The organism is Nostoc sp. (assembly GCF_036917195.1).
Taxonomy (GTDB): domain Bacteria; phylum Cyanobacteriota; class Cyanobacteriia; order Cyanobacteriales; family Nostocaceae; genus Nostoc.
The window spans coordinates 1-16,078 of sequence record NZ_JBALDG010000088.1 but is presented as its reverse complement, the minus strand read 5'-3'; the positions used below and the strand labels follow the sequence as shown (position 1 = coordinate 16,078).

Sequence of the window (16,078 nt, the reverse complement as noted above, 5' to 3'; positions counted from 1 at the left end):
GCCGACGATTGTTAGAGAAAACGCCGCGAACCCAATTTCTGTCCCCAGCAAGGACTTGTTTCAAAAGGAAACTAAATCAGAGCCGACGATTGTTAGAGAAAACGCCGCGAACCCGATTTCTGTCCCCAGCAAGGACTTGTTTCAAAAGGAAACTAAATCAGAGTCGACGATTGTTAGAGAAAACACTGCGAACCCGATTTCTGTTCCCAGCAAGGACTTGTTTCAAAAGGAAACTAAATCAGAGCCTCCTGCTGCTGTCGTTCCGCCACCAAAGGAAAATGCCACCGAACCAATTTCTATCCTGAATAAGGACTTACCGGAAAGCGAAACTACATCAGAGGCTTTGATCGCATCTGTGCTACACCCGAGAGCAATACAACCTTCACAAAAGAGAAACGCTGCTGATCCAATTTCTGTCCTCCGCAGGAACGGATCACAGAGCAAAGCTAAATCTTCACCTTCTACCGCGCTAGAGTCGCCGGGATCAAAACCTCCACAACTGCGATCGCCTAATTCCTCAGGCTTATCGCCCATCCAAAAAATCGGTTTCTTGCTGATTGTCTTATCGGCAGTGGTATCGTCGCTTTACAACATAGCCATCAAGGTAATTTTCCACGAAGGTTCCCAGATTTTTGGAGTATTAGAGGTAGAGCGGTTGCTACCACCGACTTTAGGCAATATTCTGTTAATTTTAACACTACGGTTCATGGTAGTAGTACCACTGATGGTACTGTTGTCTCCTATATTGCATCCAAGACTGTGGCAAGACCTGGAAAGCTTGGCTAATTCAGTCCGAGGAAATCCCACATCTGCCAATGCAGCTACCAAGCAGATTTTGCTGTTCTCGATTGTGAGTGGGTGCTTTTTGTTTTTGTCTCAGGTGCTCATATACATTGCGATCGCTCAAGTCACAACTGGAATGGCGATCGCACTGTTCTTTGTCTATCCGATGGTTAGTGGTTTATTGTCGTGGTTTCTGTTTCGTGATCGCCCTACCATATTCCGCATCGGTGCGATCGCCGCGATTTGCTGCGGTGAATTGTTGGTTTTAGGGGGTTCTGCCACCATCGGTACGAGTAATACTTCAATGGGAAGCAGCACCGCTATTCTTTCGGGTGTCGCTTTTGCTGCCTATATAATTCTGACGCGGGTTTGTGCTAGCAAACTGCATCCCGTGACTTTTACTTTAATTAACTTCGCCACCATGTTATTGTTGAGCTTTATCTGCTTGATGCTACCTTTTTGGAACTTGGTAGTTGACCCCTCTAAGATGCTGGAACTGGTTTTAAGCGCATTTATTTTGGGTGTGCTGACTCTTGCAGGCTATTTGCTCAATAATGTTGGTATTAGTAAACTAGGTGGCTCACGAGCGGCGCTGATCGGTGGTACCATCCCAGTTTTAACCGTGATTTTCGCTGGGTTAATCATTCAAGAAAATTTGGATTTTGTGCAAATTCTGGGAGTGTTGTTAGTAACCTTTGGCGCGGCTGCTTTCAGCTTTGAAACAATGCGAAATCAGGTTAAACCCTCTAGTCCCACGAATTAAATGGCGAGTTCAATCAGTTTAGCTGAACTACCCCACGGATAAATCCGGGGGGTTTCAACTCGACTAACTTCTCTAAACTAATGCGATCGCAGGTCTTCTATATATTTTAGATCCTAAATTTCTATATCTATTAGGACTTACGCATTGAAAACCTGAAACCCTGATCCCCCCTTAAAAAGCTACCGTGTACACACAAGTCGAGTTGGCAATCAAATGGACGGAAAAGAACGGAAAATTATTTTTAAAATCCTTGATTTTCTGTTAAAACTCTATCAATAAGCCAAGACTATTGATAATCAGTTTGATCAACTCAAAACCTTGCCAATATACGGCTTGCATTTTACCAGGCAAGGATTTTAGGACTTGTGTGTAGACCGTAGCCTTAAAAGGGGGGGATTTTAAAGAGCCAACTTTTTAAGGGGATTGGGGGATCTATTCTGTTGTAAGTCCTATCTATAAATAAATCGGAGCAGTAATCAGATTGAGTGAAGATTTGATGCGTGTAGAGATGTTGCAATGCAACGTCTTTACTGTATAGCAGTTTTCAATTGTGTAAAGTAGAGCAATTCGTAGGGCTGCACAGATGTGCATTGGTGTCAACTTAACAAATTGGCGGGTTGGGATTTTGCGCCCCTACCTTGTACCTGATTTATCGATGCGTAGCGGCTTCTGGCAGGGTACGAGAAGCGTTATAAGCAATTAATATTGATTATTAATAATATATTTTATGAACTTAGCCTGATATAGATGAGGAAAACACTTATATATAAGCAGTAATTAGAATAACTTGAGTTGTAATATATTTTTATGAATTTAGCCTGATACAGGTAGGGAAAACACGTATATATAAGCAGTACGAGTAATACTAACTTAAGCAAATGAGCGTGAGTATTTGCTCAGAGGAAAGATTTACAAGGAGTTTAAGCGATTGCAATACGTTTTTGAACTTGGAGATGAAAAAGCAGCACCGCGAACTAGACTAACCCGTTTTTTAAGCGTGAGGGATTATTGTCGCTACATGAATATATGGAGCGATCGCCCGTGAAAAGGCTAATAAAATTATTCTACGCTAACCTCTGCGATCAACGCAAAATTTAAAATGCCTCATTTCTATGCTCTTGAGCTTGGTGAGATGGTATCTTTAAGTAGGTCGGCGTAAATATTTTTAGTTGAGATGAGGCAAAGGCAGGAAGCAGAAGCGAGAAAGGAAGAGGGTTTTAGCCCCATTCATTTTTATTCACATAGTTACGTTTATTTGTGCCTCTCTAGTTATTTCTGGCGTTTTATAGGAGTCAATTTGGTCTGCAATTGCCCAGATGCCCAGAAAATGAATGCTTATATCGTAGCTTGCTGCGGATTCTCCTGCTTTTATGGCAACAAACTGTCCACGCCATTCAAGTCCTTCAAAGATATAAACAGCGGGGTAAAAATATACTTGAAAGTAGCAAGGAATTAGTTAAATGATCAAATGATAATATTCTTTCACGAAAAAAATATAAATCACTTGATAAAAATTATCTAAATAATCATCAAGTGAAATCCAATCTGTTTTATTATATATCTGGCTAATAAGTAAATTTTTAGCCGATTAGCATTATCAAGAAAGCCTGATGGCTATGCGATTAATTCGGACTAAATCGCGGCTTTCTGTGTCAGCCCATTAACAGAAAAGGATAAAGAAAACTGCGACTTAGTAGGATATTTATAAATATCATCAAACTTTGATTTAAGCGAATGTAACTTACTTAAATACGGTTCATTTCTCAAATCAAAAAAACATAAACTTATGCAAAAGAGAAAAACAATGATATGATCAAGAACGAGATTTTAAAAAACAACAGGTATTTTGAAATTGGAATTATTTGCTCTACTTGAGGTCTACTATCTTCCCTCAAGCCTATGGCCTATACTGCCGAGATATGACTTGAGGTTGTAAAAGGGATGATAGTTGAGAACGATCTGTGTGGCTCAACCTCTGAATGTGGCTACACCTGATAAGCGATTTCTTTTTAGACCACTCCCAATTATTTCTAGCCACCTGTGTACTATAAATAATTCGCCAAAGCTGAATAAAAACCTTTTTTTTCGAGTAACAGATATCCCAAATGAACCGCACAAACTAATTCTTACTCCGAGTCGGCATAGTACCATAATTAGGTGTAAGCGGCTTGACATTGTTGCTCTTGAAAGATGAGAAAAACCCTAGAAAACTTAAAGGCTTTGTAGATTACTTACAACACAGTTGACTTTTGGGAAGTAAATCGCCGTCAAGCTGAACTTTGTGATGTCTATAATTTCCGGTCAGATGCAGGGACAGTTATAGTAACAACCACTCTCATCTGCCTTTGTACCATAAAATATGCGAAAATGGTAGTTTGCGCTACCACCGATTTAATAGTTATCGCATACTAATATAGTTTGAAGTAAAGACATTGCCTTCAGCCAAGTGTATACTACCTATTTTCATTCGATTAAAAACTGTGTAAACGTGCTATTCAATTGTCTGTAATATGAGTAACGACATAGATCTGATCAAACGTCTTGACCCCAGTGCGATGGATCAGATCATGCTTTATCTGGCTTTTAGTGCCATGCGGACGAGTGGTCACAGGCATGGGGCATTTTTAGACGCAGCCGCAACGGCAGCAAAGTGTGCAATTTACATGACCTATCTAGAGCAGGGACAAAACCTGCGGATGACAGGGCATTTGCACCACCTGGAGCCAAAACGGGTAAAAATTATTGTAGAAGAAGTCAGACAGGCACTAACAGAAGGCAAACTGTTAAAAATGTTGGGTTCTCAGGAACCTCGCTATTTGATTCAATTGCCTTATGTCTGGCTAGAAAAATATCCTTGGCAACCGGGGCGATCGCGCGTTCCTGGTAGCAGTCTGACAAGTGAAGAAAAAAGACAAATTGAGCAGAAACTGCCAAGTAATCTACCTGATGCCCAGTTAGTTAGCTCCTTTGAGTTTCTGGATTTGATTGAGTTTTTGCACAAGCGATCGCAAGAAGACTTGCCCCCCGAACACCAAATGCCTTTGAGTGAAGCCTTGGGTGAGCATATCAAGCGCCGTCTGCTCTACTCAGGAACGGTAACACGCATTGATTCTCCTTGGGGAATGCCCTTCTACGCTCTTACCCGTCCTTTTTATGCCCCAGCAGACGATCAAGAACGCACTTACATTATGGTGGAAGATACCGCTCGGTATTTCCGAATGATGAAAGATTGGGCAGAACGGCGACGAAATGCCATGCGCTTGCTGGAAGAACTTGATATCCTCCCTGAAAAAATGCAGCAAGCTATGGAAGAATTGGATGAAGTTATTCGTGCCTGGGGAGATAAATATCACCAAGACGGAGGTATTCCAGTGATTTTACAGACGGCTTTTGGCGAAAGAGAAGACTAATAGCGCTACACAAAATTCAAAATTTGAAAAGCTTAGAAAGTAAGCTTTTCACTGGTTTTGTTCCTTGCTTAAAAGTCTTGTGATTACCCACATTTTTGTAACAGTCAAACTGTTGCACTAATCGAATCCCGCCAAGAACTTAAGTTTTTGGCTGATAGCTAAAGTCTACTCAAGTGAACTGAAATTTTCCCTTTTACATTGGATAGCCATGTAGATGGTTGAAAATTTTGTATTTAGTCCTCTTGAGAGGAGTGCAAGCTTATTAGCCTTAGAATTTATTCCGAGGCGGAATGGCAACGAAGCAGAAGATTTAAAAAATGTTAGTAATGATAAAGCTTAAAAGTAGGGGCATGGTTGGTCTATTTACACTGTAATACTGTACTAGAGCATCGATTCACTAATCAAAAACCTAAACCCCCAGATGCCTTGAGCAAGCCAAATTCCCCTCTGTACTATGCCTAACGGCAGGCTTACGTCAAGATCGAGAGGTCGGGGGAGAGGTTCTTCCAGGAAGGATTACTGAATTGGTGTTCTAGTAGTACAAAAGTCACAAAACTGCTTGTGACTTTTGTATTGTAAGTATTTAGTTTGCATAATTTACAAGCGAAAAGCAATTATGGCGGGTTTTATATCAATACAGTTCAGTTAAGGCTAAAAACTAAAACTGGCGTAGGTTGGGGAGCTAGTGCGCTGCGGTGAATCCAGCGCTGCAGGTGGGTTTCCCGCCGTAGGCGACTGGTGTTAGCGCAGCGTAAAGCCTGCGGCATGGCAACTCTTAGAGACGCTACGCGAACGCTTAGAGCGAGTCTTCTCCCTACAGCCCTTTGGGCATCCTACGGCAGGCGCTAGCCTCTCACGAATGGGAGAAGGGGAGACGATGCCGCGCAACGAGCGTCACCCGAAGGGGGGTTCCCCCGTTGTAGCAACTAGCGTTTGAGGAACGAAACCCAACATTATCAAAGCTTTGTTGGGTAACGCTTATGCTCAACCCAACCTACTATTCTTCTTAACCCAAGCGTGTTGGGTTTTATATAAAAAATAAAATATTTTTGTTCAAGTCATAGTAGGGTAGGCATTGTAATGCCCACCCTACTAATTAACCTGTATTTTAAGTCAATTACAATCAGGATTTACGCAAAAATGCAGTGAAAGGCTTGATTTACCGTAGGGACAATTCATGATTTGCTCCTACATTTCGTACTTGATGCGTAAGTCCTAACAATTACAAAACACTGTAATTTAATTAGTGCCAGGTTGTGTTGGAACAATCGGTTGTGTTGGAACAATCGGTTGTGTTGGAACAATCGGTTGTGTCGGAACAATCGGTTGTGTCGGAACAATCGGTTGTGTTGGAACTGGGGTAGTTTCGAGACTTGGGCTTGAACCCGTAGGTATTATAGTTTGCGGTGTAGACGAAGATGAAGCACCAACAACACTATCACTAGCACTGATACAAGTATCTAACACCTGAGCAGGGGGAAGGTCGGTTTGACTACGCAAGCCAACCACACACTGGCCAAAGCGCACAGGCAACAAACTACGTCCACAGTAATCTAAAACTGCCGGATTAGCTGCTTCCTTAGTACTTGAGCTGGCGCCAACTACACAGGTGGCTAACTCCTCAGGACGCCGGGCCTTCCCACAATAAGAAAGCGCATCTGTCGCGGCAATTTGGGTTTCCTTATTAATTTTAACCACGCAAGAAGCCAAATCCCTTGGACGAAGTGCCGCTGCACAACCTTGTGATGCAATTTCTGCCGTGACGCCCACTTTTAGGAGGCGACCCGCACAGACACTATAATCATTCCTGTAGGAGGCAGCAACAGCCATCTGAGATAAGCTGGTTAACCATCCAGCTATAGCCAAAACTGATACTGTTAAAATCCTGGAGGTGGAACTGGCTTGTTTGTTCTTACCTCTATTAACCACTTTTTTGCTCTGTGACATTGCCATTCTCCAAACACCCAAGGTTATGCTAACTCAAATATTTTAAAAATCCTCTGTAATCAAAGAATTTCAGCGGCAGCAAGGTATAGACATAATTAATTATGCGGAAAATTGTGTTAATATTACTGTTTGAAAGATAAGTAGGCAACGTAAAAAGTATTTCCGAGTAAGAATACTGCGTAAACCAATCTGATGATTGAGTAGCCTAGGAAACTAAATAAACACAAAAAACTTATTGGCAGGAGTCCGGCGGGGCAGGTCGGAATTTAGGCTTGGAAGCCAGTATGTCGGCTCTACCGACTTAAAGCAACTGGCGTATAAAGTTGATGCCTCTACTTTGGTAGGATACGTCATACCAAGGCAAGCAGCTTCAAAAAACCAAGAATCCCTTGATGATAAATCAGGGGAATGTCAGAATGGAACGTCTGGGTAAAGTTTAAACAGGATTAGATTAAGGAAACTCATGTCCCGATATAGAGGGCCACGCCTCAGAATTGTACGCCGCTTGGGCGATTTACCAGGATTGACTCGTAAAAGCGCCAGACGCGCTTACCCACCAGGTCAGCATGGTCAGAACCGCAAGAAGCGCTCTGAGTATGCTATCCGTCTAGAGGAAAAGCAAAAGCTCCGCTTCAACTACGGTTTGACTGAAAAGCAATTGCTGCGCTATGTGCGGAAAGCCAGACGTGTTACTGGTTCTACTGGACAAGTGCTGCTGCAATTGCTAGAAATGCGCTTGGATAATACCGTTTTCCGTTTGGGTATAGCCCCGACTATCCCCGCAGCTCGTCAACTGGTGAATCACGGTCACGTAACTGTTAACGGTCGTGTGGTTAATATTGCCAGCTACCAATGCCGTCCTGGCGAAGTAATTGCAGTCAGGGATCGGGCACAATCACGGAAGTTGGTGGAAGCTAACTTGCAATATCCAGGTTTGGCCAACCTCCCCAGTCATTTGGAGTTTGACAAAAATAAGTTGGTTGGTAAAGTCAACAGTGTTATTGAAAGGGAATGGGTGGCACTACAAGTTAATGAACTACTTGTGGTGGAATACTACTCACGACAAGCGTAAGCAGTTAGGAAAGACGCGATTAATCGCGTCTGTACAGGAGTTATGAATTATGAGTTGAAAGACGATAATTCCTAACTCCTCACTTCTAACTCTTAACTATTTTCATCCGCCAATTTGCGACATAGTTCGAGTATATGTACCTACAATGCCAGAATCGCGCTCTTTAAAATTAATTTCTGGCTTGATTCCGAGTAAATGCCTCACCTGCTCTTGTAATTGAGCGGTGCTGATACCAGAACGCAGAGCGGTTTTTAAATCTATTTGACCAGTTTCATTCAATAAACAGGGACGCAGCCAGCCATCGGCACTCAGGCGCATCCGATTACAACGATCGCAAAAACATTCTGACATTTGACTAATAAATCCCAGTGTCCCCTTCGCACCGGGAATTTTAAAGATATCAGCAGGGCCAGCACCACGAACTTGAGATTCTGTCAAGCCCCAATGATCGCAAATTTGTTGTCGTAAATCGGCTGAAGATACCCAACCGCGATCGCCAAACAAATGCACATTACCAATAGGCATAAATTCAATAAATCGGACGTGCCACTGTTTGTCAATTGTTAGGGCGGCTAAATCTAGAACCTCGTGATCGTTGACGCCAGGAATTACCACTACATTCAGCTTCAGTGGGTCGAATCCGACGTTATGAGCAGCTTGAATCCCGTGCCAAACTTGTTGCCAACGAGAACGACCCTGATTACCGATAATTTGGTCAAAAATGTCGGGATCAAGAGAGTCAAGACTAATATTAATTCGTCGTAGACCTGCATTGTAAAGGTTTTGTGCCATCGGAGCCAGCAAAAACCCGTTGGTGGTCATTGAGAGGTCTTGGGTTTGGGGAAGAGAAGCGATCGCACTAACCAAATCCACCACACGGGGACGCAATAAGGGTTCACCCCCAGTCAAACGAAACTGATTAAAGCCGACTGGAATAAATACCTCTTGAATTAAGGTGAGCAGTTCCTCATCAGTCAACAGTTGTTGCTTGAGAATATAGTCCAGTTCTACTCCCTCTGGCATACAGTATTGACAACGAAAATTGCAGCGATCGATTAAGCTAATGCGGAGGTAGTCTACCTGGTTCATCGTTTTATTTTTATTGTCTCTGATTAATTAAAGACTTCACCGAATTTTAGATTTTAGATAATGGAATTGAATAATTCAAAAGCATTCGACTAAGCGCTAACGCCATACCGCTACGGGGATCTTGCTACGCGTAGCGTTCCCCAGGAAAGTCCAAAATTTAAAAAGGTCTGAAAGCAAGCGAATTTAAACATGAGAACAAATCTGAAATTCTTGCTCGATAGCCCCTGAATTCATGCGACGTGGCTCAATCCAAAATCCAAGTTGCGCTGGAAGCCACCAAAGGTGCGACCCAAAATCCAAAATTGAGTTCCAGAGGTGGTTGACCTCTTCCTACTATATTTGTTGTAATTCAAAATACCGTACTCCCCCTTAAGTGAGAGTTCACAGATTGTGGCATAATAAGCCGATCGCATCCACTAGTTAGTCATCAATCGTGCAAGACACCGACTCCATCAACGACCTTGCTGCTGCTTTACAGCAGCCAGCAGATATTACCTTTGAACTGCCCGATCCAGAAGATGAACAGATTCTAGAGTCAGATTTTCAAGAGCAGCTAGAAATAGCTTGGCAGGTATGCGATCGCTTTGATTTGCAAACTGAAATCTGGCGGGGGCGAATTTTACGGGCTATCCGCGACAGAGAGAAAGTCGGTGGTGACGGACGCGGTACTGGCTTTCTGCGATGGCTAAAAGAGCGGGAAATCAGCAAAAGTCAAGCTTATGCCTGGATTCAATTGGCGAATAGTGCCGATACTCTGATCGAAGACGGTAAACTTGACCCAGGATCTGTGAACAACTTCAGTAAACGGGCTTTTGTTGAAACCTCCAAAGCATCGCCCCAAGTGCAACAGATGGTGAGTGAAGCTGCACAAAAAGGCGATCGCATCACCAGGCGGGAAGTACGTCAACTCAGCGATGAATGGACAGCCATGTCCTCAGATTTGCTACCAGAAGCAGTTAAGGAAAAAGCAGCAGATAACACCCTTCCCCCACGCTACATTGCCCCACTGGTGAAGGAAATGGAAAAACTGCCAGAATCGCACCAAAAATTTATTCAAAAGGAAATTACTGCTAACCCAGATGTAGATACCCTAAAACAGGTAACTACCGAAGCGCGTAACTTGGCGAAATATCTCAAAGGGGCGGCTCAAGTGCAGGCGTTGACGCAGGAAGATGTTGACATTGAAACAGCCTTAGAAGAAGCGCAAAGAGTCGGCTGTTTGAGCATTGCTGCTGATTTGGTAAATCAAGCATCCCAAATTGAACAAACGATCGCTAAACTCTACATGACTTGGAAACGGATCAGTAATTTAGCAGATCGATTATATGTAGATACTGGCGCAAGTACACCCAACTTGCGATCGCTCCTTAATTGCTTAGAACCTCTGGGTGGTGAAATCATGGAATTGCAACTTAGTGGTGCGACTGAACACACTATTCGTTTGCAAATTCAGGAGACGAGTTAGGAGTATGATCTCGTTCCCATGCTCCGCATGGAAATGCCCATCTGAAGGCTCTTTCTCTAGTCCAATTCCGCAAAGCCTCTAGATATAGCCATTTTCAATCCGATGAGGTACAGGTATACAAACAGACCTAACCCCCTAACCCCCTTCCCGAAGCGGGAAGGGGGAAAAATTCAAAGCCTCTGACGCCACATGCAACAAGAGTGGATCGCCCGATGCCAGTCGTCTTTCAAGTTCCTGCTGACTAGCGTAGGCGTAGCCCGCCGTAGGCATCGCTTATTCTTTTCCTACTTCCAGCACTAGATTTATTGTCTAATTTGTCAATGCGTAAGTTCTGTTAACTGTCCTTGCGTCTTTGTCAAAATTTTGAGATATTAAATTGAAAAATTAATTCAGATAGAAACTTATGACAACCGAGCAAGAGCTTCAAGCTCTTTTTAATACTTTAGATAGCGATCATGACGGCAAAATCTCCATTAATGATCTTTTTTTAAGTCCTGGTTTAAGTGCAATCATCTCATCAGAAACAAATACCACTAGTCCCCAGGAATTACTAGTAAATTATGATTCAGACAAAGACGGTAGTATTACTTATGAAGAGTTAAAGGAAGCAGTTGAGCAAGCAAATAGTTTAAACTAGCAGTCAAAAAACAAGGGTATCAATACCCTATTGTCCTCATACCCTGTAAGGTGTGAGGGTTATTTTTCTCATTGCCATTGGTAAGAAATGTCAAAAAGTGGAAAGGTAGGATATTTAATCTTTAAATTGATGATTGGAATCATTACATTTTCTCTTACTTGTTTCGCTGCCTCCCGTCACTCGCACTCGCAACCACTGGGAAACGATAGAGGGGAACTTATCAGCACTCTTCCATAATTTGCTCACATCGACCTCATTAAAAGACTTCTGTGGTTTCCTAGCTAAGTGACCACCGTAGGCATCGCTGATTCTTTTCTGATTTTCTATATCGCATTGATTGTCTCATCTGTCAATGCATAAGTTATGTACATTTGCGATTTTGGCGATCGCATTTGTTATTTCGGTGATCGCATTTGTTATTTCGGCGTACGCATTTGTTATTTCGGCGTACGCATTTGTTATTTCGGCGTACGCATTTGTTATTTCAGTGATCGCATTTGTTATTTCGGTGATCGCATTTGCTATTTTAGCGTACGCATTTGCTATTTCGGCGTACGCATTTGCTATTTCGGCGTACGCATTTGCTATTTTGGCGTACGCATTTGTTATTTCGGCGTACACATTTGTTATTTCGGCGATGCCTACAACTAGCTACACCTACGCAATTGCTGATTGCGTTCATCCTAGAACAACTTCGGACAAAGACCTCTAAGAGGTTTTACTACCAAAACCTGTCTCTCCAATTCAAAGAGGGATAGGCTTGAACTTTAGTTTAAGGTAGGGAGAGGTTTATCGAACTCATGTCTACTTAGCAGCGCAAGATGCAGTGTTGAGCCAAGAGTTATGGGGCGTCGCCGTCGGTACTTGAGCAACCAGAACCACGTTCCCATTGGCATTTATAACCCACCCTTGAGCTTCCACAATTTGAGTAGGTTCATTGACAGAATTAACTTTCTGTGATTTTTTTTCTATGTTTCGCTGTGCCTGAACAACCGCTCTTTTCGGAATACCGTCAGCATGATTCTGACTCTCTGGAGAGAGTGTAATCCAATCTGCCAGCACCGCATCATCAGCTATCAATGGCTGCGTGGGATTGGCTATTAGTCCTCCACGCCCAGTCCTAATAAATGAACTCCTGGCTATTTTTCTACCAGAATAACAATCAGCAACAATTTGCTTTAAAGCATTAACCAAATTTACGGGTAGTTCCACTAATCCCCTACTGGGGTCAGCATCTGGTGAGTTGATTTGGACTGTGCCACTTAATGAAGGGTTTTGCTGAGAAAATGCTGTGATGTCATTTGTTAGCAGCCTATTTGGGTCTAGTGGCTCTTTAGGGTTCAACAAACTCTCTAGGTCTGCACGGGTGCGGGTTACAAAACCATAGATGTTAGCAGTGATAGTGATTTTACCACCTGAGCCGAAGTTGGCGTTGGCGGTGATATCGTTATTATCTAAGGGAGCGGCGACAAGGAAGCCATTTGGTGCATCGATGGTGATTTTACCGCCATCTCCATTAGCTCCTGCATTAGTGGATATTTGGCTATTGCGGCGCATTCGTAATAAGTCCCGCACCTGTAGCCTAATATTCCCGCCTTTACCTGATTCACTGTTAGATGTGAGTTTTCCTTCGTTGTCCAAAAATATCGAGCGAGCAGTTATATTGAGTTCGCCTGCTGAACCTAACTTGCTTGCATCCCCCAGGGACATTACATTTTTTGGAATTTCACTGCTCAGATTGATTGTAGCTCCATCTCGAATAATCAATTTTCCTGTATCGATTGTCACTTTCCCTGCATTTCCAGAACCTTGAGTTCTAGCCAATAAAAGGCTGGGAAGTTTTGTTGGTGACATTCCAACTAGCTCGACTTCAGAGGCTGTGATAGTTAAATCACCTGCGTTTCCTGTTGCTGGTTGAAGTTGGTTATATATTTGGGGAGGGAAACGTACTCCAGTAGATGCTACTGATACCTGTGCCCCAGCTTGAATACTCAACTTATTAGTGTTAATCGTTATGTCACCCGCATCTGCGGTAGCAAAAGTTTCACTAAACAAAGAACTGGGTACAAAACTATTTGCTATGGGATAGCCACCAATCAGTTCAACAGACTCGGAGGCCTTCACAATCAAATTTCCTCCGGTGCCCTCGCCTTTTGTAGAAGTGCCTAATTGTGCGCCATCCTGAACAATTAATTTATCACTATTAATGGTTATATCTTTACCACCTCCGTCACCTGTAGTCTGACTTACCAAGCGTATACGATAACCTGTTAGTTCGACAGACTTTGCTCGTACCTGGATACTACCCCCACTCTTGCCGCTAGCATCTACCTGAGATGGAATTCCAGAACCGTCAGTTCGCGGAATAAGTCGGATATTTTGGAAATTCTGGAGATCTTCATATCCCAAACTCCAGCCTTGGCTTATTGGTATCAGACTGACCAGACTATTGCTAGCGACACTTCCTAGCTCAATTCGTCCCGACGGCGCTGTTAAATTTCCTCCATCCAGCGTTATTTCACCGCCTATCAATGCTAAGGTTTTGCCTGACTCGACTTGTAGACCAACAGGTCGCTCAAAGATATTAGTTGTTTTGCCATCTGGATTTATGGCTTGGGATTGATTGCTGATAGGAGCCGCAGTTGCTCCAAATTGTAAACCAGTGGGAACACTTACTGTCAACAGTGGTAAGGTTTGGGTAGTATCTGTAGCACTAAACTTTGTCCCATCGGCAAAGTTCAGACTACTCGCCGTACTCGCCACAAATGAACCGCGAATTTGTAAAGAAGCATTGGGGCCAAAAATAATTCCGTTGGGATTAATTAAAAACAGGTTAGCTATGCCGTTAACTTTAAGGATGCCATCAATATTAGACATAGACTTCCCGGTTACCCGACTAATAATGTTTTGAACATTGCCAAAATATTGAAAATCAGCCGTACTATCCTTAATTAGAGAAAACTCTTTAAAACTGTGGAACAGATTGTGTCCATCTTGAGATAAGGTTCCACCTTTAATAATTGTGACATTGCCTTGTGGTATTACACGAGAATTTTCAGGTAGAGTCCCATCCTGGGTAATTTGGGCAATAGCAGAGTTGGCATAAAAAGCCATTGTACTAACTATTACAACTCCTAGCCCTTGACACCAGCCCCAAATATTACTCATATCAAATGTTGATCTCTTGAAAAAACTATCAGATGCAGAACATATTTGTAAACAAAATTTTCATAGAGATACAAGATTTTTGTATCTCTAGAAACAGCGCATATTCAAGCGTTCTAAAAAAGCAATAGCTAACTGAAACTCTTGCGATCAATTTTACTGCTGACAAGATAGCTCATAGAGAATGAAATTAAAATATTCTGCAATTAATTACAAAATAATTTAAGTTTTAGTGTTATCGGATTATTTGGGGTTTTCATAACTTTATCAGACAACAGTTAAGTTGATAATACGTAAGAATTCAGGTGTTTCAAACCTAGTCACAGAGAGGGGTTCAAAATTTGCTTTCTAGTTTAGTCAAAAGCTTATTTGCAATAAGCTACGACGTTAAAACAATTTTCAAAACTTTATTGAGAATAGGATTTTCTATCTTTTTTGTACAAACGCTTATAGGACAATAGTTTGAGCAATTTTGATATGACCTAAGTCCTTACGATAATACTATTAGGGTGAACTACATAAACCTTCAGGCGGACACCAATCAAATGTCACTGTCACTATCTTATTAGGCTTCTGGAACAGACTTTTTTCTGTATAGTTTTGAATTTTAGGGTTCTCAAAACTCTCACTATTATCTTGAATTTGACTCTGATCAATAATACACTGAAATTTTAGTATTTTTTCTGAGATACCGTACTTTTCTAATATTCTGCCAAAATTCGCTTTCTTTAAGTTTTTAAGGAATTCTTGCTGAATTTCTTCTTGTAAGTTTTGCAGTGATTCAGAATCAATGATTACTTTGTGTGAAGTTTGAGATTCCATGAATTTTACTTTCCTTGCAAATTGGTAAATATGTGAACTTATCTTGTGATGTACTAAATTAACGTGACTTCAATTAGTACAGTTTGGCAACGAAGGAATCAAGGATACACAGTTTAGAGTGGCACGAAAGCATTAGGTTTCTAAGGCTCTTGCGAACTCCCATAATTATGACTTCAGCCTGACTAGTAATAATTACGTGTTGTGTTACAAAACTTCATATAATTCTGCTGGATTTCCTTAAAGCATTGATGAATCTGGCTACTGAGCGTTTATCACTCAAGAGGATTGAGTAATTGATACCTCCTCAACTCTCACACTCTGCTTGAGTTTAGAAGAAGGTGCGATCGCTTGGATGAAGATGATAGCGAATTAGCGATGTAGATGTACTCAAAGCTGAATTTAGTAGAAGGTGCGATCGCTTGGATGAAGATGATAGCGAATTAGCGATGTAGATGTACTCAAAGCTGAATTTAGTAGAAGGTGCGATCGCTTGCATGAAGGTGATAGCGAATTAGCGATGTCTACAACGGGCTACGCCAACGCACTCAAAGCTGAGTTTAGTAGAAGGTGCGATCGCTTGCATGAAGGTTATAGCGAATCAGCGATGTCTACGACGGGCTACGCCAACGCACTCAAAGCTGAGTTTAGTAGAAGGTGCGATCGCTTGCATGAAGGTGATAGCGAATCAGCGATGTCTACGACGGGCTACGCCAACGCACTCAAAGCTGAGTTTAATAGAAGGTGCGATCGCTTGCATGAAGGTGATAGCGAATCAGCGATGTCTACGACGGGCTACGCCAACGCACCCATAGCTGAGTTTAATAGAAGGGGCGATCGCTTGCATGAAGGTGATAGCGAATCAGCGATGTCTACGACGGGCTACGCCAACGCACCCATAGCTGAGTTTAATAGAAGGGGCGATCGC

13 protein-coding genes are annotated in these 16,078 nt (G+C 42.3%); 6 read left to right on the top strand and 7 right to left on the bottom strand.

The window, feature by feature from the left end; genetic code table 11:
• Together V7K40_RS30360 and hetR are read left to right on the top strand one after the other, a co-directional pair.
• On the top strand, positions 1-1,546 hold a 1,546-nt coding region (locus V7K40_RS30360), incomplete at its 5' end, for a DMT family transporter (RefSeq protein ID WP_334966407.1).
• Positions 1,547-4,056: 2,510 nt separating this feature from the next.
• Positions 4,057-4,956: a heterocyst differentiation master regulator HetR gene (gene hetR, locus V7K40_RS30355; protein ID WP_273765150.1), complete on the top strand. Its 900-nt coding sequence runs from the start codon at positions 4,057-4,059 to the stop codon at positions 4,954-4,956.
• A gap of 641 nt (positions 4,957-5,597) precedes the next feature.
• Here hetR and V7K40_RS30350 read toward each other — a convergent pair.
• Together V7K40_RS30350 and V7K40_RS30345 are read right to left on the bottom strand one after the other, a co-directional pair.
• A complete protein-coding gene (locus V7K40_RS30350; protein ID WP_334966405.1) occupies positions 5,598-5,723 on the bottom strand; it encodes a hypothetical protein in 126 nt (41 codons plus the stop codon).
• 472 nt (positions 5,724-6,195) lie between these two features.
• Positions 6,196-6,909, bottom strand: a complete 714-nt coding sequence (locus V7K40_RS30345) for a hypothetical protein (protein WP_334966403.1) — start codon at positions 6,907-6,909, stop codon at positions 6,196-6,198.
• 457 nt (positions 6,910-7,366) lie between these two features.
• Here V7K40_RS30345 and rpsD point away from each other — a divergent pair, with 457 nt between their 5' ends.
• Positions 7,367-7,975: a 30S ribosomal protein S4 gene (gene rpsD / locus V7K40_RS30340; protein ID WP_012408407.1), complete on the top strand. Its 609-nt coding sequence runs from the start codon at positions 7,367-7,369 to the stop codon at positions 7,973-7,975.
• Positions 7,976-8,077: 102 nt separating this feature from the next.
• Here the strand turns inward: rpsD and moaA are convergent, their stop codons facing one another.
• Entirely contained in the window at positions 8,078-9,064 is a 987-nt protein-coding gene (moaA, locus tag V7K40_RS30335) for a GTP 3',8-cyclase MoaA (protein WP_334966401.1), read from the bottom strand.
• Between the two features lie 433 nt (positions 9,065-9,497).
• Between moaA and V7K40_RS30330 the strand changes: the two genes are divergently transcribed.
• Complete coding sequence (locus V7K40_RS30330; protein WP_334966399.1) at positions 9,498-10,529, top strand: hypothetical protein; 1,032 nt, start codon at positions 9,498-9,500, stop codon at positions 10,527-10,529.
• Positions 10,530-10,664: 135 nt separating this feature from the next.
• Here V7K40_RS30330 and V7K40_RS30325 read toward each other — a convergent pair whose 3' ends face one another.
• The gene (locus V7K40_RS30325) at positions 10,665-10,799 is read right to left on the bottom strand and encodes a hypothetical protein (protein WP_334966397.1); all 135 of its coding nucleotides are present in this window, start codon (positions 10,797-10,799) and stop codon (positions 10,665-10,667) included.
• 133 nt (positions 10,800-10,932) lie between these two features.
• Here V7K40_RS30325 and V7K40_RS30320 point away from each other — a divergent pair, with 133 nt between their 5' ends.
• The gene (locus V7K40_RS30320) at positions 10,933-11,166 is read left to right on the top strand and encodes an EF-hand domain-containing protein (RefSeq protein ID WP_334966395.1); all 234 of its coding nucleotides are present in this window, start codon (positions 10,933-10,935) and stop codon (positions 11,164-11,166) included.
• Between the two features lie 804 nt (positions 11,167-11,970).
• Here the strand turns inward: V7K40_RS30320 and V7K40_RS30315 are convergent.
• The 3 genes from V7K40_RS30315 to V7K40_RS30305 all read right to left on the bottom strand — a co-directional run bounded on the left by V7K40_RS30315 (position 11,971) and on the right by V7K40_RS30305 (position 15,649).
• A complete protein-coding gene (locus tag V7K40_RS30315; protein WP_334966393.1) occupies positions 11,971-14,334 on the bottom strand; it encodes a filamentous hemagglutinin N-terminal domain-containing protein in 2,364 nt (787 codons plus the stop codon).
• A gap of 501 nt (positions 14,335-14,835) precedes the next feature.
• Positions 14,836-15,153, bottom strand: a complete 318-nt coding sequence (locus V7K40_RS30310) for a hypothetical protein (RefSeq protein WP_334966391.1) — start codon at positions 15,151-15,153, stop codon at positions 14,836-14,838.
• 328 nt (positions 15,154-15,481) lie between these two features.
• Positions 15,482-15,649 carry a hypothetical protein gene (locus V7K40_RS30305; protein ID WP_334966389.1) on the bottom strand — a complete coding sequence of 56 codons (168 nt, stop codon included), beginning with the start codon at positions 15,647-15,649 and terminating at the stop codon, positions 15,482-15,484.
• Positions 15,650-15,670: 21 nt separating this feature from the next.
• On the opposite strand from V7K40_RS30305, the gene V7K40_RS30300 reads away from it, so the two are divergent.
• A partial coding sequence (locus tag V7K40_RS30300) for a hypothetical protein (protein ID WP_334966387.1) occupies positions 15,671-16,078 on the top strand: 408 nt, incomplete at its 3' end.

What these genes read in the sequence shown, in the direction of transcription:
- hetR (WP_273765150.1), top strand. Translation starts at nt 4,057, where the DNA reads ATGAGTAACGACATAGATCTGATCAAACGTCTTGACCCCAGTGCGATG.
- V7K40_RS30325 (WP_334966397.1), bottom strand. Translation starts at nt 10,799, where the DNA reads ATGCCTACGGCGGGCTACGCCTACGCTAGTCAGCAGGAACTTGAAAGA.
- rpsD (WP_012408407.1), top strand. Translation starts at nt 7,367, where the DNA reads ATGTCCCGATATAGAGGGCCACGCCTCAGAATTGTACGCCGCTTGGGC.
- V7K40_RS30320 (WP_334966395.1), top strand. Translation starts at nt 10,933, where the DNA reads ATGACAACCGAGCAAGAGCTTCAAGCTCTTTTTAATACTTTAGATAGC.
- V7K40_RS30315 (WP_334966393.1), bottom strand. Translation starts at nt 14,334, where the DNA reads ATGAGTAATATTTGGGGCTGGTGTCAAGGGCTAGGAGTTGTAATAGTT.
- moaA (WP_334966401.1), bottom strand. Translation starts at nt 9,064, where the DNA reads ATGAACCAGGTAGACTACCTCCGCATTAGCTTAATCGATCGCTGCAAT.
- V7K40_RS30305 (WP_334966389.1), bottom strand. Translation starts at nt 15,649, where the DNA reads ATGCAAGCGATCGCACCTTCTACTAAATTCAGCTTTGAGTACATCTAC.
- V7K40_RS30345 (WP_334966403.1), bottom strand. Translation starts at nt 6,909, where the DNA reads ATGGCAATGTCACAGAGCAAAAAAGTGGTTAATAGAGGTAAGAACAAA.
- V7K40_RS30350 (WP_334966405.1), bottom strand. Translation starts at nt 5,723, where the DNA reads ATGCCGCAGGCTTTACGCTGCGCTAACACCAGTCGCCTACGGCGGGAA.
- V7K40_RS30310 (WP_334966391.1), bottom strand. Translation starts at nt 15,153, where the DNA reads ATGGAATCTCAAACTTCACACAAAGTAATCATTGATTCTGAATCACTG.